The sequence below is a fragment of the Streptomyces sp. NBC_01232 genome, from assembly GCF_035989885.1.
GTDB lineage: Bacteria > Actinomycetota > Actinomycetes > Streptomycetales > Streptomycetaceae > Streptomyces.
This window is the reverse complement of record NZ_CP108518.1, coordinates 2,254,530-2,276,129: the sequence shown is the minus strand read 5'-3', so window position 1 is coordinate 2,276,129 and position 21,600 is coordinate 2,254,530. Positions and strand designations below refer to the sequence as shown.

Below are 21,600 nucleotides of genomic sequence, written 5' to 3'. Positions count from 1 at the left end.
TGTTCCTGGATGCCCCACGGTCCTTTTACGGTGGAGCGGTGGACCGACCGGGGTCCGGCCGAGGAGGGCACATGGGTGGGCGGCAGGCGATGGCGGTACGGCCGAGCGGGGCGTGCGTGGCCACCTTCCCGAGTGGCCGGGAGATAGTCATCCCGCCGGGCGGCTGCACCGGCTGGCACTTCCACCGCGTCCGGCTGGACGCGGTGGTCCTGGCAGGGACCCTGACGCGGGTCCTGCACGACCGCACCGTCGAGGTGCATCCGGCGGGGACAAGCTTCGTGGAACCCGCGGGCATCCGGCACATCCACCTGGGCCACAACCTCGGTACCGAGCCGGTGGTGCTCCGCGTGACTCCCGCGCTCCCGGAGGGCGCCCCCTTCGCGATACCCACCCCGGCCCCGCCCGGGATCACACCGGAGGTCTGCGGACCGCACAGCCACTGAACCCCGGCCGGGCAGGACCCGCGGGCGGCAGCCTCACACCAGCCGGCGGATCTCCCCGCGGACCCGGTAGAAGCCGCCCGAGGCCGCGTGCAGCCCGTCCACCACGTACCGGGCGCCCGCCTCCCGTATCCCCCGGGGGAACTGCACGTTCCACGAGGGGTCGAAGCCGCCCGACACCACCTGCACCCGCATCCGGTTGCCCTGCTGGACGCACTCCACCACCACGCCGCCCGCCGGGGCCGCGGCCATCGATATCGTCGCCACCGCCGAGGCCGACGCGGCCGGGGTGAACACCGGCAGCGCCTCCGCCGACTTCACGTCCATCGGCGCGGGCACCGAGCCCTGCTGGGCCGCCGCGATCGCCTGCTCCGTCGCATCCACGCAGACCAGCGATCCGTCCGTGGTGACCAGGTACAGCCGCCCGTCCAGGTACTGCATCGACAGCGCCGACCCGCCGCCCGTCCCCAGCTTCCACAGCCGCCGTCCGTCGGCGTCGAAGCAGTAGACCGAGGAGGAGGAGTCCCCGGCGAAGACGTGCCGTCCGTCGGGCGAGGTCGCGCACGAGTACACCGCCGCGTCGCACGCGTAGGAGGCCTCCACGGCCCCGGTCGCCTTCGACAGCCGCTGCACGGTGTTGCGGACCGTGCCCGCATAGACCGAGTGCTCCTCCTGCCAGCCGAACAGCACCCCGCCGGGCGTCCTGGTGTGCCACAACTGCCCGGTGCCGTTGGCCGCGTAGGCCGTCACACCGCCGCTGTGCCCGTGGTAGACCGCCCGCTCGTCCGCCCGGACCATCCAGGCACCGCCGCCGGCGGACTTGCGCGACCACTGGTGCTCGTCCTCGTGGTCGATGACGGTCAGGCCGCCGTTCGCGTCGGAGACGTTGAGCACGCCCTCGTGGATGTCGAGCCAGTAGATGTCCACGTCCGCGGCGATCGCGTAGGCCCCGAAGGGGACCTTCGACGACAGGTCGTACACCGTGCCGTCGTCGCAGCCCGCGTATATCCAGAACTCGTCCGCCACCAGGCACTTCACCCCGTCCGGCAGCGAATACCGGGCCAGCACCTCACCGCCGTGGCTCAGCGTGTAGACATCGCCGGCCTGATTGCCGACCCAGCAGCGGTCCTCGTCCACGTGGATGCCGAAGGCCGAGGACCCGGTACGGAAACGCCACAGCACCGGGGCCACCGCACGCGCCGTCGACGGCGCCGAGGCCACCTGGCGGCGGGTCACCGACCGGGCGGCGCGCTGCCCCTGCACGGCCGGGGCGTAGCCCTTGCGGACCTTCTCCCCGATCTTCTTCGCGGCGGCCGCCCTGGCCTTCTCGGCGCTCGGGAAGGAAGAGGTCTGCAGCTGGCCGTCCGCGCCGATGCGTCCGTACCGCACGGAGACGGCCGTGCCGTCCACGGTCACCTCGTAGAACTTGTGCGCCCCGCCGTCGTCCTGCGACAGCTCCAGATACGTGGTCTCCCGAGCCATGACAAACCTCTCCCCAAAGCACGGGCCGCCGACTTCCTTTGCGGCCGGTGATCCCTCGTGAAAAACGCTAAGGCCCACCACTGACAATGGGCCGGTGCAGTGGGAAGCGATCACATGGCAGCGGATGGCCGAGCGGCTCGCCGGTCACCTCGACGACCTCGACAACGACCTCGACAACGACCGCGACAACGACCGCGACAACGCCCCCGAGCAGGGCACTTGGCAGCGGGTGGGCATTGACGGAGCGCCCGCCGCCGGTACCGGCGCGCTCGCCGGCCGGCTCGCCGAAGCGCTGCGGCTGCGCGGACGCCCGTCTTTGGTGGTGGCGGCCGACGGTTTCCTGCGGCCGGCCTCGCTGCGCTTCGAGTTCGGCCGCCAGGACGTGGACTCCTACCTCGGCGGCTGGTACGACACGGCCGCGCTCTGGCGGGAGGTGTTCGGCCCGACCGACCCCGGTGGCACCGGGCGGGTGCTCCCCGACCTCTGGGACCCGGTGACCGACCGGGCCACCCGCAGCCCCTACGCCGAACTCCCGCCCGGCGGCGTGCTGCTCGTGCACGGCCCGCTGCTGCTGGGCCACTGGTACCCCTTCGACCTGAGCGTCCACATCCGGCTCTCCGCGGGGGCGCTCGCCCGCCGCACCGAGGAGTCCGCGCACTGGACGCTGCCCGCCTTCGCGCGCTACGAGGCCGAGACCGACCCGGTGTCGGCCGCCGACGCCGTGGTCCGGGCCGACGACCCCCGCCATCCCGCCTGGACGGGCATCCGGAACCGCTGACGGCCCGCCGCCGACGCCGCCGGCCACGACAGGCGCATTGCGCCGTCCGCTACGGCCGGCCGCCCGGCCGGGTCACCGCCAGCGCCGCGGCCCGGCACCCGGCGCGGGCGGCCTCCGCCGGGTCCGCGCCCTCCAGCCGGGCCGCCAGGAAGCCCCCGGTGAAGGCGTCCCCGGCGCCCGTGGAGTCCACCGCTTCGGCCTGCTCCGCCTCCACCTCGGCGGTGATCCGCCCGCGTTCGGCGATCAGCGCCCCGGCCGCGCCCCGGGTCACCACCACCAGCGGCACCCGCCGGCTGAGTTCCGCCGCCGCCCGGGCCACCCCGGCCGGCTCCGGCAGTCCGGCCAGCAGCCGGGCCTCGTCCTCGTTGGGCAGCAGGATCTCCGCCCCCGCCACGGCGTCGAGGAAGCGCTGCGGCCCCAGAGCGGCCAGGAACCCGGCCGAGGCGGGGTCCACGCTCACCGGCACCCCCCGCGTCCGGGCCGCCCGCAGCGCGACCATGGCCAGCTCCCGGCTGCTGTCGGCGAAGAACAGATAACCGGACAGGTGGAGATGGGCCGCCCCGTCCAGCAGGGACGGGGCCCAGTCGGCGGGGCACAGCCGCAGCGAGGCCCCGCTGTCCGTCAGGAACGTCCGCTCCGCGTCCTTGCCGACCAGGGCGACGACCGTCCCGGTCGGCTCCTGCACGTCGATCACCAGCCGCGGCCGCACCCCCGCGTCCACCAGCGCCCGCTCGTGCCAGCGCGCCGATTCGGCGCCCACCCGCGCCAGGAGACGTACCTCCGCGCTCCCCGTACGGGCCGCCCAGCACGCCGCGTTGGCCCCGGCCCCGCCCGGCAGGGTCCGGATGCGGGCCACGGTGTCCGTGGCCGGAGCCAGTGGATCCGGATGTATGGCCACCACGTCCGTCACCACGTCCCCGACGACGAGCAACGCCCCCGGTCCGGTCATGCCCGTGCCGCCCAGGCCCCCGCGATCCGGGCCCCGAGCCGCACGTTGCCGCGCACCGCCGCCAGGTTCGCCTCCAGCGAGGCCCCGTCCGTCGCCCGTACCAGGAACCCCAGCAGGAACGGTGTCACCGCCTGCCCCGTGATCCCGCGCTTGCGGCACTCGGCGAGCGCCTGCGCCAGCACCCGGTCGTGGAGCTCCGGATCCAGCTGCTCCTCCCGCGCCACCGGATTGGCCACCAGCAGCGCCGACTCCGTTCCGCCCAGCGCGTCCTGAGCGGCCATCACCGCCGCGACCTCCTCGGGCCGGTGCACGGTCCAGTCCACCGGTTCACCGGAGTCGGCCAGGTAGAACCCGGGGAAGCGGTCGGTCCCGTAGCCGAGCACCCCCACGCCCAGCGTCTCCAGCCGCTGCAACGTGCCCGGCACGTCCAGGATCGACTTCACGCCCGCGCACACCACGGTGATCCGGGTCCGCGCCAGCAACGACAGGTCCGCCGACTCGTCCTGCGTGTGGGCCCACTCCCGGTGCACGCCGCCCAGCCCGCCCGTGGCGAAGACCCGCAGACCCGCCCGGGCGGCGAGGAAGGCCGTCGCGGACACCGTCGTCGCCCCGGTCGCGCCCGTCGCCAGCGCGGGGGCGAGATCCCGGTGGCCGAGCTTGCGCACCCCGTCGCCTGCCGCGATCCGCTCCAGCTGCTCCTTGTCCAGGCCCGCGTACGGCACCCCGTCCACGACGGCGATCGTCGCTGGAACGGCGCCCTCCGCACGGACCAGGGCCTCCAGTTCGAGGCCCACCGCCAGATTGCGGGGGCGGGGCAGACCGTGCGCGATGATCGTCGACTCCAGGGCCACCACGGGCTTTCCCCGGGCGAGTGCCTCGCGTACCTCGGCCGACAGGACCGGTCCACCGGACAGGGATGCAGTTGCTCTGTGCTGTGACATGTCCCCATCCATGGCACGGGATTGCCGCCTCCAAACGCTCACGCGCCACACCCGTCCCAACCTGTCCGAGTAGCGTTCCCCCATGGACACGAGCGGCTTCTACGACGAGCTGGCGGGCCGGTACGACCTCATCTACGCGGACTGGGACGCCAGTACGACCCGCCAGGGCAGGGCCCTCGACTCCCTGCTCACCGCCGCACTGGGCCCCGGACCGCACACGGTGCTCGACAACGCCTGCGGCATCGGAACCCAGGCACTGGGCCTCGCGGTGCTGGGCCACCGGGTCACCGGGACCGACCTCAGCCCCGCCTCCGTGGCCCGCGCCGCCCGCGAGGCCGCGCAGCGCTCCCTCGCCCTGCCCGTCGCCGTCGCCGACATGCGCGCCCTGCCCTTCGCGGACGCCTCCTTCGACGCCGTGGTCTGCGCCGACAACGCCCTGCCGCACCTGCTGACCGCCCGGGACGTGTCCGCGGCCCTGGCCGAAACCCTGCGGGTGCTGCGCCCCGGCGGACTGCTCCTGCTCTCCACGCGCCCGTACGGGGAGCTGCGCCGGGCACGGCCGCAGAGCGAGCCCCCGCACGTCCACCACGGCCCCGAGGGGCGGACGGTCACCTTCCAGCTGTGGCACTGGCACGCCGACGGGGAGCGGTACGACCTGGAGCTGTTCCAGCTGCTGCCGGCCGGCGACACCTGGACCACGCGGATGTCGAGCACGGCGTACTGGGCGCTGCCCGAGGAGGAGACGGCCGGGTACGCCCGGCGGGCCGGCTTCGCCGATGCCCTCTGGCACGCGCCGGCGGACACCGGCTTCCACCAGCCCGTACTGGCCGCCCGGCGCCCGGCCCGACCCTGACCGGCGCCGGGCGCGGCCGCTGGACAGGGTGACTCGTGCGGCGGCCCGTTCCTGGACGCTGTGGTCACCGCGCCGCCCGGCGGGCCGCACTAGGCTGGCGCGCCATGAGCACCAGCGATCACTCCACCGCCCCGGCCCCTGCGCCCGCCCCCGCTTCCTTCGCCGTCTCCGTCGCGGACGTGGAGCTGGAGGCCGACGACCTCGACCCCGGACAGATCGTCTCCGGCGAGCCCGTCGTCACCGGCAAGGTGCTGTGGGAGTCGCCGGACGGCAAGCAGGTGCGCGGGATCTGGCAGATCACCCCGGGTGTGGTCACCGACGTCGAGGCCGACGAGCTGTTCGTGGTGGTCAGCGGCCGCGCCACCGTCGAGGTCGAGGGCGGCGCGACGCTGGAGGTGGGCCCCGGCTCCGCGTGCGTCCTGCGCGAGGGCGACCGCACGACCTGGACCGTGCACGAGACGCTGCGCAAGGCCTACCAGATCAGCTACTGACGCCCTTCGAGGGAGCCGGCGCGGCAGCGGGAGCCGCCGCCGGCGGTACGGGGTGGCGGCGCGCCGTGTAGAGCGCGAGCGTCGCCACCGGCAGCAGCAGCGCGGCGCCGACGGCGTTCAGCCAGCCGTAGCCCGCGCCGGACATGATCAGCCCGGCGGCCGCTCCGCCCACGCCCGCGGCCGCGTTCATCGTGAGGTCGCTCAGTCCCTGTACGGCGGCCCGTGCGGGCTGCGGCACCGAGTCGGTCAGCAGGGCCGAGCCGGACACCATCCCCGCGGACCAGCCGAGGCCGAGCAGGAAGAGGCCGAGGGTGCTGCGGCCGTGGCTGGACCCCGCCGTTCCGGCGAGCAGCGCGGCGACCGAGAGGAGCCCGGCGGCCAGGCCGATCACGGAGAGCCGGCCGAGCCGGTCCGCGAGCCAGCCCATCACGGGGGAGAAGGCGAACATGCCCGCGATGTGGATGCTGATCACCAGCCCGATGAGCTCCAGGCCGGCGCCGTGGTGTCCGAGGTCCACGGGGGTCATCACCATGATCGAGACCATGGTGGTGTGGGAGACGGCGACGGTGAGGAGGGCGAGGCGGGCCCGCGGTGACGCCTTCACCGCGGCGAATCCGGCCCGCAGCGAGCGCCCTTCGCGGCTCTGCTCCTCGGGCGTGGCGAGCGCCCGGGCCGTCAGCAGCGGGTCGGGTCGCAGGAGTACGCCCATCAGTGCGCCGGTCAGGAGGAAGACGGCGGCGGCCCAGACGAACGGGCCGGCCGTCTCGGGTATCGCGGTGCCGGCGAAGCTGCGGCTGGCCGGTGCGGACAGGTTGGGGCCGAGCACCGCGCCGATGGTCGACGCCCAGACCACGAGCGAGATGGCCCGGGCGCGACGGTCGGGGGCGGCGAGGTCGGCGGCGGCGAACCGGGCCTGCAGGTTCGCCGAGGAGGCTGCGCCGAAGGCGGCCATGCCGAGCAGCAGCAGCGGGAAGTTCTTGACGGTGGCGGCGACGACGACCAGGACCGCTCCGGCCGCGCCGATCCCGTAGGCCAGGACCAGCCCGGGGCGGCGGCCGCGCGCGGTCATCAGCGCGGCGAGCGGCAGCGAGACCAGGGCGGAGCCGATCACGGCGGCGGTGGAGGCGACGCCGGACAGCGCCTCGGTGCCGCTGACCTCGGTGGCGAGTACGGGGGCCAGGGCGATGCTGATGGGCACGCCGAGGCCGCCGAGGACCTGCCCGGCCATGAGGACCCGGGAGGTGCGCCGCTGCAGCCGGGCCAGCTCGGGCGGGCCGAGGGGCCGCACGGACGGGTCGGTGCCGGGCGAGGCGGTCACGCCGTACACCGGCTTCGTGGGTGCGTGACACGGGGCGCGGGGGACGCGGGGAGGCCGGGTGCGGCGGCAGGAGTAGTCACCGCCGCAGTGTGCCAGCCCTTACCGCCCGGCGAAACCGTGCCCGTGTCTGACAGGAGTCCGACAGGAGACAGGCAGGATCCCGGCGGGAGTCCGGCGCGGCTCCGGCCGGTCCGCGGTCCGGCTCGTCCGGTCGGATCCGCAGGTCAGGGCCATGCTCGCGACCGCGCCCGGCAGGAAGGCTCCGCACCCCTCCCGTCGGCGCTCAGAACAGCGGCTGCGGGAGCACGCCCTCCAGCGCGAGCAGCTGTCGCTTGGTCTCCACCCCGCCGCCGAAGCCCCCGATGCCCCCGTCGTTCTCCACCACCCGGTGGCAGGGCACCACCAGCGGCAGCGGGTTCGATCCCATGGCATTGCCGACGGCCTGGGCGGCCCCGGGCTGTCCGACGCGGGCGGCCAGCTCCCCGTAGCCCACGACCGAGCCGTACGGCACGGAACGGTCCAGTTCCTGGAGCACCTGCCGGTTGAAGCCGGAGCTGAGGCGCCAGTCCAGCGGCAGCTCGAAGCGCCGCAGCGAACCCGCGAAGTACGCCGCGAGCTGGCGTATCGGCTCGGCCAGCAGCTCCTCCTCGCCCGGTGCGGGACGCCGGGCGTCGGCGCCGAGCCGGGAGACGAGCGGGCCGATCATCCGGTCGACACGGTCCGGCTCGGCATGGAACTCGATCCGGACCAGCCCCTCCGGAGTCGCGGCCAGGAGCAGGGGCCCGCCGAGGACACCGTCGGTGGTGACGACGGTCCATTCGAGGTGCGGCCCGCGGGGCCGCTCGGTGCTGTCCACGCGTCCACGGTACGGCCAGGGACCGACAGCGCCGCCCCGTTCGCCCGCACGGCCCTTTCCGCCCGTCCCGCCCGTCCCGCCCCGTCCCGGGGTCAGAACCCGCCGACGGCCTCCCGGACCACGTCGGGGGCGTTGGTGATGATCCCGTCGACCCCCATGGCCTGCACCTTCCGGGCGGTCGCCGCGTCGTCCACGATCCAGGTGTCCACCTCCATGGCCCTGCCGTGGGCACCGCGCAGGCCGTGCACCGCCGAGACCCAGTCGGCCGAGATCGTGGTGTGCCACGGGTTGATCCGGTCGGTGAACTCCGCGTACCGCGGCAGGTCCGCCACGGCGGGGGTGCCCAGGAAGGCCGTCACCAAATCCGGGCGCAGCCCGTGGACGATGCGCACGCAGTCGGCGCTGAAGCTCTGCACCACCAGACGCTGCGCGACGTGGCGCGCGTCGAGCCAGCCCGCCTCGTCCAGTACCTGCAGGGTCTGCTCCTCGATCCCCGGGTAGAGCTCCGGCTTCTTGATCTCCAGCAGCAGCCGCTGCTGGTTGCGCTGCACCCGGTCGAGGTACTCCCGCAGGGTCGGCACGGAGGCGCCCGCGTACTCCTCGCCGAACCAGCTGCCCGCGTCCAGCCCGGCGATCTCGGCCGCCGTGAAGTCCTTGACCTTCCAGGGGGACCGGCCCGGGAACCGCTGCTCGACGTCAGTGGTGCGGGCCAGGGTGTCGTCGTGGATCACCACCAGCACGCCGTCCTTGGTGCGCTGCACGTCGTTCTCGACCCAGTCGAAGCCCATCCGCATCGCCAGGTCGATCGCGTCGAGCGTGTTCTCCGGGGCGTAGGCCGAGGCCCCCCGGTGGGCGTACACGACAGGGCCCCCCAGCGCTGCCCGGCCGGCGCCGGGGCCGGTTGCGGATCCGGGGCCGGTGGCGGTGGCGGCGTACGAGGCCGTCCCGCCCAGCAGGGTGAGGGTGAAGCCCAGGAATGCGGCGGCTGCCGCGGCGGCGGGTCGGACGTACATGTGCGTTCTCCTCGGGTCGTGAGCCCTGTTCCTGCGTCAGACGGGTGCGGAGCGGCAGACGTTGTGGCGATGCACTTCACCGCGATCATGGGGCTGAAGATCACCGAGCCGCCACCGAACTACGACAAACGGACCAGAATGAATGACGGCCGCGGGGGCGGCGGGGGACGGCCGGAGCGCGCCGCCGGGCCGAGGGGCTGCATGAGTGTCAGTGGGGAGTCGTACGGTTGACCCATGCGGCCCGTATCGAAGATCGAACGCACGGTGGCGCCTTTCGAGGTCGTCAGCCCCTACCAGCCCAGCGGCGACCAGCCGGCAGCCATCGCCGAGCTGGAGAAGCGCATCCGTGCAGGTGAGAAGGATGTCGTCCTGCTGGGTGCGACCGGCACCGGCAAGTCGGCGACCACCGCCTGGATGATCGAGAAGCTCCAGCGCCCCACCCTGGTCATGGCGCCGAACAAGACGCTCGCCGCCCAGCTGGCGAACGAGTTCCGCGAGCTCCTGCCGAACAACGCCGTCGAGTACTTCGTCTCGTACTACGACTACTACCAGCCCGAGGCCTACGTACCGCAGTCGGACACGTACATCGAGAAGGACTCCTCGATCAACGAGGAGGTGGAGCGGCTGCGCCACTCCGCGACCAACTCGCTGCTGACCCGGCGGGACGTGATCGTCGTCGCCTCCGTGTCCTGCATCTACGGCCTCGGCACCCCGCAGGAGTACGTCGACCGGATGGTCTCCCTCAAGGTCGGCGAGGAGACCGACCGGGACCAGCTGCTGCGCCGCTTCGTGGACATCCAGTACACGCGCAACGACGTGGCCTTCACCCGCGGCACCTTCCGGGTGCGGGGCGACACCATCGAGATCTTCCCGGTCTACGAGGAACTGGCCGTCCGCATCGAAATGTTCGGCGACGAGATCGAGGCCCTCTCCACGCTGCACCCGCTGACCGGCGAGGTCATCAGCGAGGACCGCGAGCTGTACGTCTTCCCCGCCAGCCACTACGTCGCCGGCCCCGAGCGCATGGAGAAGGCGGTCCGCGGCATCGAGGCGGAGCTGGCCGAGCGCCTCGCCGAGCTGGAGAAGCAGGGCAAGATGCTGGAGGCGCAGCGGCTGCGCATGCGCACGACGTACGACCTGGAGATGATGCGCCAGATCGGGTCCTGCTCCGGCATCGAGAACTACTCGCTGCACATGGACGACCGCGAGCGAGGCTCCGCGCCGAACACTCTCATCGACTACTTCCCGGAGGACTTCCTCCTGGTCATCGACGAGTCGCACGTCACCGTGCCGCAGATCGGCGCCATGTACGAGGGCGACGCCTCCCGCAAGCGGACCCTCGTCGACCACGGGTTCCGGCTGCCGTCCGCCCTGGACAACCGGCCGCTGAAGTGGGAGGAGTTCCAGGAGCGGATCGGCCAGACCGTCTACTTGTCGGCGACGCCCGGGAAGTACGAGCTCTCGCGCGGCGACGGCTTCGTCGAGCAGATCATCCGCCCCACCGGCCTCATCGACCCGGAGGTCGTGGTCAAGCCCACCGAGGGGCAGATCGACGACCTGGTCCACGAGATCCGGCAGCGGGTCGAGAAAGACGAGCGGATCCTCGTCACCACGCTCACCAAGAAGATGGCCGAGGACCTCACGGACTACTTCCTGGAGCTCGGCATCCAGGTGCGCTACCTGCACAGCGACGTGGACACCCTGCGCCGCATCGAGCTGCTGCGCGAGCTGCGGGCCGGCGAGTACGACGTCCTGGTCGGCATCAACCTGCTCCGTGAGGGCCTCGACCTTCCCGAGGTGTCCCTGGTGGCGATCCTCGACGCCGACAAGGAGGGCTTCCTGCGCTCCGGGACCTCCCTGATCCAGACGATCGGCCGCGCGGCGCGCAACGTGTCGGGCCAGGTCCACATGTACGCGGACAAGATGACCCCGGCGATGGAGAAGGCCATCGACGAGACCAACCGGCGCCGGGAGAAGCAGATCGCCTACAACACGGCGAACGGGATCGACCCGCAGCCGCTGCGCAAGAAGATCAACGACATCGTCGCCACCATCGCCCGCGAGGAACTCGACACCGAGGAGCTCCTCGGGACCGGGTACCGGCAGGCGAAGGACGGCAAGGGGGCCAAGGCCCCGGTGCCGGCGCTCGGCGGCAGGGCGGCCGCGGCCAAGACGGGTGGTAAGGGTGCGAAGGGGGCAAAGGGCTCCGCGGGCGTCGAGGTGCTCACCGACCGGCCCGCGGCCGAACTGGCCGCGCTCATCGAGCAGATGACCGAGCGCATGCGCGGGGCGGCCGCCGAGCTCCAGTTCGAGGTCGCGGCCCGGATCCGCGACGAGGTCGGCGAGCTGAAGAAGGAGTTGCGGCAGATGAAGGAAGCGGGCCTCGCCTGACTGGAGGCCTGTCAGTAGGGTTGGGTCTCAGCCGCAGGTACACGCTGCACGCTCGTCATGGGGCGGGCCAGGGAGAGGGGACAGTACGTGACGGTCAACATGACCAAGGGTCAGGCCATCAGTCTGCAGAAGGCGGACGGAGGCACGCTGACCGCGGTCCGGATGGGCCTCGGCTGGCAGGCGGCGAAGCGCCGCGGGCTGTTCGGCTCGCGCACCCGGGAGATCGACCTCGACGCCTCGGCGGTGCTCTTCGCCGACAAGCAGCCCGTGGACGTGGTCTTCTTCCGGCACCTGCAGAGCGACGACGGCTCGGTGCGCCACACCGGCGACAACCTCGTCGGCGGCGTCGGCCAGGGCGGGGACGACGAGGCGATCCTCGTCGACCTCCAGCGCGTGCCGGTGCACATCGACCAGATCGTCTTCACGGTGAACTCCTTCACCGGCCAGACGTTCCAGGAAGTGCAGAACGCGTTCTGCCGCATCGTCGACGAGACCAACGGCCAGGAACTGGCTCGTTACACCCTCGACGGCGGCGGTCAGTACACCGCGCAGATCATGGCCAAGGTGTCCCGCGCGGGCGCCGGCTGGCAGATGACGGCCCTCGGGAACCCGGCCAACGGCCGCACCTTCCAGGACCTCATGCCGGCGATCCTGCCGCACCTGTAAGCAGTACCGGACAAGAGAAGAAGGCACGGGGGAGGGGCTGCACGATGACGGCCGAACTGGTCCGGGGGCAGAACCACCCCGTGTCCCAGAGCCGGGTGGAGATCAGGGTCTCGGCGGGCACACCCGTGCTCGCCCTGGCCTCGCTCGCCGACGAACAGGGCCGGTTCTCCGGCAACGGGATACTGGCCCACCCGGGCGCCAGGTCCCTCCCCGGCGTGCAGGCGCCGGAGGGGCTTGCGGAACGGCACGCCTTCGCCGTCGACCTCGACGAGGTCGCGGCGGACGTCCACCGGCTCGCCGTCCTGCTGGTCCTGCCGCCCGGCGGTCCGGTGCGCTTCGGCGCGGTACCGGCCTCCTACGTGGCCGTCGCCGACCCGGAGGGCGCCGAGCTCGCCGGGTACACGCTGACGGGGCTCGACGCCGAGACGGCCGTGGTCGCCCTGGAGCTGTACCGGCGCCAGGGCGCCTGGAAGGTCCGGGCCGTCGGCCAGGGCTACGCCGAGGGCCTCGGCGCCCTGCTCGCCGACGGCGGACTGCCCGCACCGCATGCCGCGGAGCTGGCCGCCGCCGCGCTGCGCACGGTCGCCCGCACCGCCGAGGCCGACATCACCCTCGCGGCGATGCCGACCCTCGTCGGAGACCTGCGCACCCCGCAGACCCCGGCGCAGCCCCCCGCGCCCACCCCCGAGCCGCCGGACCCGGTCCCGGTCTCCGGGCACCCGTACGCCGGTACGCCCGGGCCCGCGCCCGGTGGCGACGCGCCGGGGGCCCCGCCCACGATCAGCTACGCCCACCCCCGGCGCCGCCGCACCAGCACCGAGCCGCCGGAGCCCGCGCCGCGGGCCGCCGCGGCCCAGGAGCCCGGACAGCCCCCGCGGCCCGTCGCCGGCGACGCCAGCGGCTGGTCCATGGAGGAGCGGCTCTACAACCAGGTCTGGGGCATGTTCGAGGACCTGGCCCGCACGGTCGCCGCCTACCGCAGCGCCGTGGAGTTCGCAGACTCCCGCATGGACCGGGAGCTCGACGAGGCCCTGTCCGACCCGCGCCACCGCCTCGGCGGCTCCGGGAACGCCGCCCGCGACACCGCGCGGGCCCGTCGCGAGGAGCTCGTCGCCCAGGCCCAGGCCGTCCTCGACCGGGACCTGGTCCAGCTCATCGCCGAGTCGGAGGTCGTCGAGCCCGCGCTGCCGGCCGCGTACGCCCGCTGGGACAACCCCGTCTGGCACGGTCACCGCACGCCCGAGGAGAGCCCGCTGGCCCTGCGCCTGGGGGACCTGCACCTGCCCGAGCGGCCCGACCTGCGCATCCCCATGCTGACCCGGGTCCCGCTGGAGCGCGGACTGTGGATCGACAACGGCCGCACCGGCTCCGAGGCCGCGATGGCCATGGACACCGACCGGCTGCGCCGGGCCGCCATGGACATGGCCGTCACCTATGCGGTCCGGCTGCTCGCGGTCCACCCCGCCGACCGCTTCTCGGTCCACGTCATCGACGCGGCCGGGGCCGGATCCGCCTCGCTGGCGCCCCTCGTACGCGCCGGGGTGCTGGCCGGGCCCCCCGCCGCCGGGGCCGCCGGGGTCACCCAGACCCTGGCACGTCTGACCCGGCGGGTGGACCTCGTACAGATGGCGCTGCGGGCCGGTGCTCCCGAGGACCTGCCGCCGGACGTGGACACGGCCGAGCAGCTGCTGATCGTGCACGACTTCCCGCACGGTTTCGACGACCGCGCCGTGACCCAGCTGCGCTACCTCGCCGACGAGGGCTCGGCGGTGGGCGTGCACCTGCTGATGGTCGCGGACCGCGACGAGGCCTCGGCCTACGGGCCGCTGCTCGACCCGCTGTGGCGGTCCCTGATGCGGCTGTCGCCGGTGCCGGACAACCACCTCGCCGACCCCTGGGTCCATCACGCCTGGACCTTCGAACCGGACCTGCCCCCGCAGGGCAGCCGGGTCCTCGACCAGGCGCTGGACCGGGTGGCGGAGGCCCGGCGCACTACCCGTCCGTGACCATTCTTTGGGACTCTCTTTACCTAAACCGTCTTTGACGGGTATGCTCGTGTGTGCGGGGGGGAGTATTCCTGCTTTCCTGCTACGGCGTACCCGTCAATACGGACCAGTTCGGCTGAACGAGCGAAGCAGGTCCCGGGGCGTCGGCCCACGGCCTCCAGGTCGTCAGGGTGGAAGAGACCTCCGGCAGCGATGACGCTGACGAAGTGCTGAGCCATCCGCCGGAGGCGTGTTTCACCATGGAAGTTTCCTGGGCCCTTTGGGCGCTGACCATTCTCGGTCTCTCCCTCCTGATCGGCGCCGATTTCTTCATCGGCCGCAAACCCCACGACGTGTCCATCAAGGAAGCGGGCACCTGGACGGTCGTCTGGGTCGTCCTCGCCGTCCTCTTCGGGCTGGGCCTCTGGTTCTTCGGGACCCCGCAGGCCTCCCAGGAGTTCTTCGCGGGCTTCATCACCGAGAAGTCCTTGAGCGTCGACAACCTCTTCGTCTTCGTCCTGATCATGGCGAAGTTCGCGGTGCCCTCCCACCTCCAGCAGCGCGTGCTGCTCATCGGCGTACTGATCGCCCTGGTCCTGCGCGCGGTCTTCATCGCCGCCGGCGCCGCGATCATCGCCAGCTTCTCCTGGGTCTTCTACATCTTCGGCGCCTTCCTGATCTACACCGCGTGGAAGCTCATCCAGGAGGCCCGCAAGGACGAGGACGAGGACGAGTTCGAGGAGAACCGCCTCCTGAAGTCGGTCGAGAAGAAGTTCGGCGTCGCCGACCGGTACCACGGCACCAAGCTCTTCATCCAGAACAACGGCAAGCGCGTGCTGACCCCCCTGATGGTCGTCATGCTCGCCATCGGCACCACCGACGTGCTGTTCGCCCTGGACTCCATCCCCGCGATCTTCGGCCTGACCCAGGACCCGTACATCGTCTTCACGGCCAACGCCTTCGCCCTGATGGGTCTGCGCCAGCTGTACTTCCTCATCGGCGGACTGCTGAAGAAGCTGGTCCACCTCAGCTACGGCCTGTCGATCATCCTCGGCTTCATCGGCATCAAGCTGGTGCTGCACGCCCTGCACGAGTCCGGTGTGCACGTCCCCGTGATCTCGATCCCGGTCTCCCTCGGCGTCATCTGCGGTGTCCTGGTCATCACCACGATCACCAGCCTGATGGCCTCCAAGAAGCAGGCGGCGGCCGAGGCCGCCGCCCGCCCGGAGAACATCGACGCGTAACCGGACCTACGGATCCACAGCTCTACGGATTTACGGACCTACGGATCCACGGACCTACACGGGGGCGGCCGCTTCGGCCGCCCCCGTTTCCGCGCCCCGGACCGCCGCCGCCCGCTTGCGCACGGCCGCCGGACCCGTCTCCGGCAGCAGCGCGAAACAGACCAGGCTGACCAGGGCGATGCCGGTCAGGTAGAGCGCGACGCCCCACGGCGGACCGGAACCGTCGGCCAGCGCCGTCGCCACGATCGGGGTCAGCGCGCCGCCCAGCACCCCGCCCAGGTTGTAGCCGACGGCCGCGCCCGTACAGCGGATCCTCGGCGCGTACAGCTCCGGCAGGTAGGCGGCCACCACCGCGAACATCGTCACCATGCCGATCAGCGCGCCGGTGAAGCCGACCGTCATCAGCAGCGGATCGGCCGTCCGCAACAGCGCCACCAGCGGGAACATCCACACCGCGCAGAGCGCGCACCCGGCCAGGCACAGCGGCCGCCGCCCGTAGCGGTCCCCGAGCATCGCGATCAGAGGAGTCACCAGGCCCTTGATCGCGACCGCGACCATGATGCAGGCCAGCATCGTCGTGCGGCCGACCGTGAGGTGCTCGTTGGCGTACGCGAGGGACCAGGTGGTGACCGCGTAGAAGACGGCGTACCCCACGGCGAGCGCCCCGCCGGTCAGCAGGAGCAGCCGCCAGTGGCCCCGGAACACCTCGGCCAGCGGGGCCTCGGCCCGCCGGCCCGTCGCGGCGAGCGCCCGGAACTGCGGGGTCTCCTCCACCGAGTGGCGCAGCCACAGCCCGGCCAGCGCAAGTGCCCCGGCCGCCCAGAACGGCACCCGCCACCCCCAGGACGTGAACTGCGCGTCGGTCAGCGACGCGGACAGTCCCAGCATCAGCCCGTTGGCGAGCAGGAAGCCCACCGCCGGACCCATCTGCGGGAAGCTCGACCACAGTCCGCGCCGCCCCTCGGGAGCGTGCTCGGCGGTCAGCAGCACGGCGCCGCCCCACTCGCCGCCGAGCCCGAGGCCCTGCAGGAAGCGCAGCAGGAGCAGGAGGACCGGCGCGGCCATGCCGATCGAGCCGTACGTGGGCACGCAGCCGACGGCGACGGTGGCGATGCCGGTGAGCAGCAGGGAGGCGAGCAGGACCGGCCGGCGGCCGTAGCGGTCGCCGATGTGGCCGAAGACCACCGAGCCGAGCGGGCGGGCGAGGAAGCCGACGCCGAAGGTGCCGAAGGCGGCGAGGGTCCCGGCGAGGGGGGAGAAGGACGGGAAGAAGAGCGGGCCGAGCACGAGCGCGGCGGCCGTCCCGTACACGAAGAAGTCGTAGAACTCGATGGCCGTGCCGGCGAGCGAGGCCGTGGCCAGGCGCAGCATGCCGGGCCCGGCGGAACGGTCGGCCCCGGCGGCCCCGGTGGGTGCGACGGCGGGCGACGGGGCGGGGGCGGCCTCGGGGGCGGGGGAGGCGAGCGGCGGGGAAGGGTCCTGTGGCATGCCGCACCAGATACCCGTTCCCCGCCCCTCAGGACGTGAGTTCGGTCGTAAGCGACCGGAAGGAGTGCGTCGCGCCGTCAAGTTGACGCGTTGCGGTGCCTACCAGCCGCGCTCGCGCCATTCGGCCAGGTGCGGACGCTCGGCGCCGAGGGTGGTGTCGTTGCCGTGCCCCGGGTAGACCCAGGTCTCGTCCGACAGCTGCTCGAAGAGCTTGTGCTGGACGTCGTCGAGCAGGCTCGCGAAGGCCTTCGGGTCGTCGTGGGTGTTGCCGACGCCGCCCGGGAAGAGGCAGTCGCCGGTGAACACGTGCGCGTGCCCGTGCGGGTCGTCGTAGACCAGGGCGATCGAGCCGGGGGTGTGGCCGACCAGGTGGCGCGCGGTCAGGGTGACCCGGCCGACCGTGACCGTGTCCCCGTCGGCGACCGGCACATCGGTCGCCACCGGGATGCCCTCGGCGTCGAGGGCGCCCGCGTACGTGCGCGCGCCGGTCGCCTCGACCACCTCGGCGAGGGCGCCCCAGTGGTCACCGTGCCGGTGCGTGGTGACCACGGACGCGATGCCGTCGTCGCCGATCAGGCTGAGCAGGGTGCCCGCCTCGGCGGCCGCGTCGATGAGCAGCTGCTCGTCTGTGGCGCGGCAGCGCAGCAGGTAGGCATTGTTGTTCATCGGGCCCACCGCGACCTTGGAAATCATCAGGTCCGCGAGTTCGTGCACGTCGGCGGGACCGCCGACCTTGACCTCTCCGGTGTACGTCATGTCCTGATCCTAGGGGGCGTCTAGAGCGGGGGGAGCTCGGGAAGCGGGCCGCCCGAGGTGCTCAGGGAGGCGCCCTTGTCGCCGCGGCCGGCCAGCCAGGCCAGCAGCCCCGCGTCGGTGCCGGACACGGTCACGGCGGGATCCCCGGCGGAGCCGGTGCGCCAGGTCCGGCCGTCGGCCGCGACCAGGGCCACGGGCGGCACCTCGGGGCGGCCGGACCAGCGGTCGGCGAGGAAGACGATCTCGCGCTCGGTGAACTCCTGCGGGAGGTCGGAGAGCTCGTAGCCGATGTTCAGGTCGACGTGGTGCAGATCGGCCTCGACCCAGCGGCGGAAGGGCACGTTGGCCGCGAGGTCGGTGATGCCGTTGCGCAGCTCGACCGTGCGGGACCAGTCCTGATCGTGCTCGGTGGTGGCCATGAAGCGGGCCGCGGAATCACGCAGGTCCGTCAGGTGTTCTTCCAGGGGCCGGCCGGCGTCGCGCTCGATGTCGGCGTCGCGGGCGGTGGCGCTCTCGTACATCGGACGTCCCTCGAAGACGTTGACGAGCGCATCGGCGTTGCGTGCGAGGTGGGCCAGGATGTGGCCACGGGTCCAGCCCGGGAGGTGTGACTCCTCGGCGAGGGCAGCGTTGTCCAGTTTCGCGACAGCGGTCAGCAGCCGGTCCGTGGCTTCACGTACAGATCGCAGGTCGTGCACATGATCAGTCATGACGGCGAGCCTAGTGGCTCACCCCGCGCCGCCACACGATTGGGTGAAGCGGTCTGCGGAGTGCCGTAAATCGAATGTGCGTGCTATACGCTCGGAAGTCCAAGGACCAAGTCCATCGCAGAGGCGCCCCCCATACCCTGGGACGGGGGCCCGTGCCCCCGCTCTCTCAAGAAAGGTGCGGACCGGCGTGACCGACCGTCTCATCGTTCGTGGCGCTCGCGAGCACAACCTGAAGAACGTCTCGCTCGACCTGCCCCGCGACTCACTCATCGTCTTCACCGGACTCTCCGGGTCGGGCAAGTCCTCCCTGGCCTTCGACACGATCTTCGCCGAGGGGCAGCGCCGCTACGTCGAGTCGCTCTCGTCGTACGCCCGCCAGTTCCTCGGGCAGATGGACAAGCCCGACGTCGACTTCATCGAGGGCCTCTCCCCGGCCGTCTCGATCGACCAGAAGTCGACGTCGCGCAACCCGCGCTCGACCGTGGGCACCATCACCGAGGTCTACGACTACCTCCGCCTGCTCTTCGCCCGCATCGGCAAGCCGCACTGCCCCGAGTGCAGCCGGCCCATCTCGCGCCAGTCGCCGCAGGCGATCGTCGACAAGGTGCTCGCGCTCCCCGAGGGCAGCCGCTTCCAGGTGCTCTCGCCGCTGGTGCGCGAGCGCAAGGGAGAGTTCGTCGATCTCTTCTCCGACCTCCAGACCAAGGGCTACAGCCGGGCGCGGGTGGACGGGGAGACCATCCAGCTCTCCGAGCCGCCCACGCTGAAGAAGCAGGAGAAGCACACCATCGAGGTGGTCATCGACCGCCTCACTGTCAAGGAGAGCGCCAAGCGCCGGCTCACGGACTCCGTGGAGACCGCCCTCGGCCTGTCCGGCGGCATGGTGATCCTGGACTTCGTCGACCTCGCCGAGGACGACCCCGAGCGTGAGCGGATGTATTCCGAGCACCTCTACTGCCCCTACGACGACCTGTCCTTCGAGGAGCTGGAGCCGCGCTCCTTCTCCTTCAACTCGCCCTTCGGCGCCTGCCCCGAGTGCACGGGTATCGGGACGCGCATGGAGGTGGACCCCGAGCTGATCATTCCGGACGAGGACAAGTCCCTGGACGAGGGCGCGGTCTCGCCGTGGTCGCTCGGCCACACCAAGGACTACTTCCAGCGGCTGATCGGCGCGCTCGCCGAGGAGCTGGGCTTCCGCACCGACATCGCGTGGGCCGGTCTGCCGGTGCGCGCGAAGAAGGCCCTGCTGTACGGGCACAAGACGCAGATCGAGGTCCGCTACCGCAACCGGTACGGCCGCGAGCGCGCGTACACGACGGCCTTCGAGGGCGCCGTGCCGTTCGTCAAGCGACGGCACGCGGAGTCGGAGAGCGACGCCAGCCGCGAGCGCTTCGAGGGCTACATGCGCGAAGTGAACTGCCCGACCTGCGAGGGCACCCGCCTCAAGCCGATCGTGCTCGCCGTGACGGTGATGGAGAAGTCCATCGCCGAGGTCGCCGCCATGTCGATCAGCGAGTGCGCGGACTTCCTGGGACGGATGCGCCTCGACGCCCGCGACAAGAAGATCGCCGAGCGGGTCCTGAAGGAGGTCAACGAGAGGCTCCGCTTCCTCGTGGACGTCGGTCTCGACTACCTCTCCCTCAACCGGGCCGCCGGCACCCTGTCGGGCGGCGAGGCCCAGCGCATCCGGCTCGCCACCCAGATCGGCTCCGGCCTGGTCGGCGTGCTCTACGTGCTGGACGAGCCCTCCATCGGTCTGCACCAGCGGGACAACCACCGGCTGATCGAAACCCTGGTGCGGCTGCGGGACATGGGCAACACCCTCATCGTGGTCGAGCACGACGAGGACACCATCAAGGTGGCCGACTGGGTCGTGGACATCGGTCCGGGCGCGGGCGAGCACGGCGGCAAGGTGGTCCACAGCGGCTCGCTGAAGGACCTGCTGAAGAACGCCGAGTCGATGACCGGCCAGTACCTGTCGGGCAAGAAGTCCATCGAGATCCCGGACATCCGCCGGCCCGTGAACGGGGAGCGCAAGCTGACCGTCCACGGCGCCAAGGAGAACAACCTGCGGGACATCGACGTGTCCTTCCCGCTGGGTGTCCTCACGGCCGTGACCGGTGTGTCGGGCTCGGGCAAGTCGACGCTGGTCAACGACATCCTTTACACGCACCTGGCGCGCGAGCTGAACGGCGCCCGCTCGGTGCCCGGGCGGCACACGCGAGTGGAGGGCGACGAGCTCGTCGACAAGGTCGTGCACGTCGACCAGTCGCCGATCGGCCGGACGCCGCGGTCCAACCCGGCGACGTACACGGGCGTCTTTGATCACGTGCGCAAGCTCTTCGCGGAGACGATGGAGGCGAAGGTCCGCGGCTACCTGCCGGGCCGCTTCTCCTTCAACGTGAAGGGCGGCCGCTGCGAGAACTGCGCCGGCGACGGCACGATCAAGATCGAGATGAACTTCCTGCCGGACGTCTACGTCCCGTGCGAGGTCTGCCACGGCGACCGGTACAACCGGGAGACGCTGGAGGTCCACTACAAGGGCAAGTCCATCGCGGAAGTCCTGAACATGCCGATCGAGGAGGCGCTGGGCTTCTTCGAGGCGGTGCCGACCATCGCGCGTCACCTCAAGACGCTCAACGAGGTCGGACTGGGCTACGTCCGCCTCGGCCAGTCCGCGCCGACCCTGTCGGGCGGTGAGGCGCAGCGCGTGAAGCTGGCCTCCGAGCTGCAGAAGCGGTCCACGGGCCGGACGGTCTACGTGCTGGACGAGCCGACCACCGGTCTGCACTTCGAGGACATCTCGAAGCTGATCAAGGTGCTCTCGGGGCTGGTGGACAAGGGGAACTCGGTGATCGTCATCGAGCACAACCTCGACGTCATCAAGACCGCGGACTGGGTCATCGACATGGGCCCGGAGGGCGGCTACGGCGGCGGTCTCGTGGTGGCCGAGGGCACGCCGGAGGCGGTGGCCTCGGTGGGCGCGAGCCACACGGGCAAGTTCCTGCGGGACATCCTGGGAGCGGACCGCGTGTCGGACGGGGCGCCCGTGGCGGGGCCGGCGGCGAAGAAGGCCCCGGCCAAGAAGGCTCCGGCGAAGAAGGCGGTGGCGACCAAGGCCGCCGCCGCGAAGAAGGCGGCCCCGGCCAAGAAGACGACGGCCCGGGCACGCAAGGCGTAGCCGCCGCGCCGTGTTCGTGTCCGACAGGAGGGCCCGGCCGATGGCCGGGCCCTCCCGC

At 72.0% G+C, this 21,600-nt stretch carries 18 protein-coding genes; 9 read left to right on the top strand and 9 right to left on the bottom strand.

Translation table 11 applies throughout. From position 1 onward, the window contains the following. The first annotated feature begins 71 nt into the window (after positions 1–71). Positions 72–443, top strand: coding sequence for a cupin domain-containing protein (locus OG444_RS10695; protein ID WP_327261933.1), 372 nt, complete (start codon positions 72–74; stop codon positions 441–443). Positions 444–476: 33 nt separating this feature from the next. Here OG444_RS10695 and OG444_RS10690 read toward each other — a convergent pair whose 3' ends face one another. Continuing rightward, the gene (locus tag OG444_RS10690) at positions 477–1,922 is read right to left on the bottom strand and encodes a WGR domain-containing protein (protein WP_327261932.1); all 1,446 of its coding nucleotides are present in this window, start codon (positions 1,920–1,922) and stop codon (positions 477–479) included. Positions 1,923–2,016: 94 nt separating this feature from the next. Here OG444_RS10690 and OG444_RS10685 point away from each other — a divergent pair, with 94 nt between their 5' ends. Beyond that, positions 2,017–2,700: a uridine kinase gene (locus OG444_RS10685; RefSeq protein ID WP_327261931.1), complete on the top strand. Its 684-nt coding sequence runs from the start codon at positions 2,017–2,019 to the stop codon at positions 2,698–2,700. Between the two features lie 49 nt (positions 2,701–2,749). Here OG444_RS10685 and OG444_RS10680 read toward each other — a convergent pair whose 3' ends face one another. Beyond that, a complete protein-coding gene (locus OG444_RS10680; RefSeq protein WP_327261930.1) occupies positions 2,750–3,649 on the bottom strand; it encodes a carbohydrate kinase family protein in 900 nt (299 codons plus the stop codon). After that, entirely contained in the window at positions 3,646–4,590 is a 945-nt protein-coding gene (locus OG444_RS10675) for a pseudouridine-5'-phosphate glycosidase (RefSeq protein ID WP_327261929.1), read from the bottom strand. Before OG444_RS10675 ends, OG444_RS10680 begins: the two co-directional genes overlap by 4 nt. Positions 4,591–4,672: 82 nt before the next feature. Here OG444_RS10675 and OG444_RS10670 point away from each other — a divergent pair, with 82 nt between their 5' ends. After that, positions 4,673–5,443 carry a class I SAM-dependent methyltransferase gene (locus tag OG444_RS10670; protein WP_327261928.1) on the top strand — a complete coding sequence of 257 codons (771 nt, stop codon included), beginning with the start codon at positions 4,673–4,675 and terminating at the stop codon, positions 5,441–5,443. Positions 5,444–5,547: 104 nt separating this feature from the next. Then, positions 5,548–5,934, top strand: coding sequence for a cupin domain-containing protein (locus OG444_RS10665; protein ID WP_327261927.1), 387 nt, complete (start codon positions 5,548–5,550; stop codon positions 5,932–5,934). On the opposite strand, the gene OG444_RS10660 is transcribed toward OG444_RS10665, so the two are convergent. The 3 genes from OG444_RS10660 to OG444_RS10650 all read right to left on the bottom strand — a co-directional run bounded on the left by OG444_RS10660 (position 5,924) and on the right by OG444_RS10650 (position 9,121). Beyond that, positions 5,924–7,162, bottom strand: a complete 1,239-nt coding sequence (locus tag OG444_RS10660; RefSeq protein ID WP_442810747.1) for an MFS transporter — start codon at positions 7,160–7,162, stop codon at positions 5,924–5,926. The two genes, OG444_RS10665 and OG444_RS10660, sit on opposite strands and share 11 nt — an antisense overlap. 373 nt (positions 7,163–7,535) lie before the next feature. Beyond that, positions 7,536–8,108, bottom strand: coding sequence for a methylated-DNA--[protein]-cysteine S-methyltransferase (locus OG444_RS10655; RefSeq protein WP_327261926.1), 573 nt, complete (start codon positions 8,106–8,108; stop codon positions 7,536–7,538). A 92-nt stretch (positions 8,109–8,200) separates the two neighbouring features. Next, complete coding sequence (locus tag OG444_RS10650) at positions 8,201–9,121, bottom strand: glycerophosphodiester phosphodiesterase (RefSeq protein WP_327261925.1); 921 nt, start codon at positions 9,119–9,121, stop codon at positions 8,201–8,203. A gap of 234 nt (positions 9,122–9,355) precedes the next feature. Between OG444_RS10650 and uvrB the strand changes: the two genes are divergently transcribed. From uvrB to OG444_RS10630, 4 genes are all read left to right on the top strand, one after another. Then, on the top strand, positions 9,356–11,512 hold the full coding sequence (gene uvrB / locus OG444_RS10645; protein WP_327261924.1) for an excinuclease ABC subunit UvrB: 2,157 nt from the start codon (positions 9,356–9,358) through the stop codon (positions 11,510–11,512). A gap of 87 nt (positions 11,513–11,599) precedes the next feature. Continuing rightward, positions 11,600–12,178: a TerD family protein gene (locus OG444_RS10640; protein ID WP_030762430.1), complete on the top strand. Its 579-nt coding sequence runs from the start codon at positions 11,600–11,602 to the stop codon at positions 12,176–12,178. Between the two features lie 44 nt (positions 12,179–12,222). Beyond that, complete coding sequence (locus tag OG444_RS10635; protein WP_327261923.1) at positions 12,223–14,184, top strand: TerD family protein; 1,962 nt, start codon at positions 12,223–12,225, stop codon at positions 14,182–14,184. Between the two features lie 239 nt (positions 14,185–14,423). Beyond that, complete coding sequence (locus OG444_RS10630) at positions 14,424–15,407, top strand: TerC family protein (protein WP_327261922.1); 984 nt, start codon at positions 14,424–14,426, stop codon at positions 15,405–15,407. Between the two features lie 54 nt (positions 15,408–15,461). On the opposite strand, the gene OG444_RS10625 is transcribed toward OG444_RS10630, so the two are convergent. The 3 genes from OG444_RS10625 to OG444_RS10615 form a co-directional block, all read right to left on the bottom strand. After that, positions 15,462–16,778: an MFS transporter gene (locus OG444_RS10625; RefSeq protein ID WP_327266726.1), complete on the bottom strand. Its 1,317-nt coding sequence runs from the start codon at positions 16,776–16,778 to the stop codon at positions 15,462–15,464. A gap of 216 nt (positions 16,779–16,994) precedes the next feature. Further along, a complete protein-coding gene (locus OG444_RS10620; protein WP_327261921.1) occupies positions 16,995–17,651 on the bottom strand; it encodes an MBL fold metallo-hydrolase in 657 nt (218 codons plus the stop codon). Positions 17,652–17,671: 20 nt separating this feature from the next. Further along, complete coding sequence (locus OG444_RS10615; RefSeq protein ID WP_327261920.1) at positions 17,672–18,361, bottom strand: maleylpyruvate isomerase family mycothiol-dependent enzyme; 690 nt, start codon at positions 18,359–18,361, stop codon at positions 17,672–17,674. Between the two features lie 187 nt (positions 18,362–18,548). Here OG444_RS10615 and uvrA point away from each other — a divergent pair, with 187 nt between their 5' ends. Continuing rightward, positions 18,549–21,542, top strand: coding sequence for an excinuclease ABC subunit UvrA (gene uvrA, locus OG444_RS10610; RefSeq protein ID WP_327261919.1), 2,994 nt, complete (start codon positions 18,549–18,551; stop codon positions 21,540–21,542). Positions 21,543–21,600: the final 58 nt, after the last annotated feature.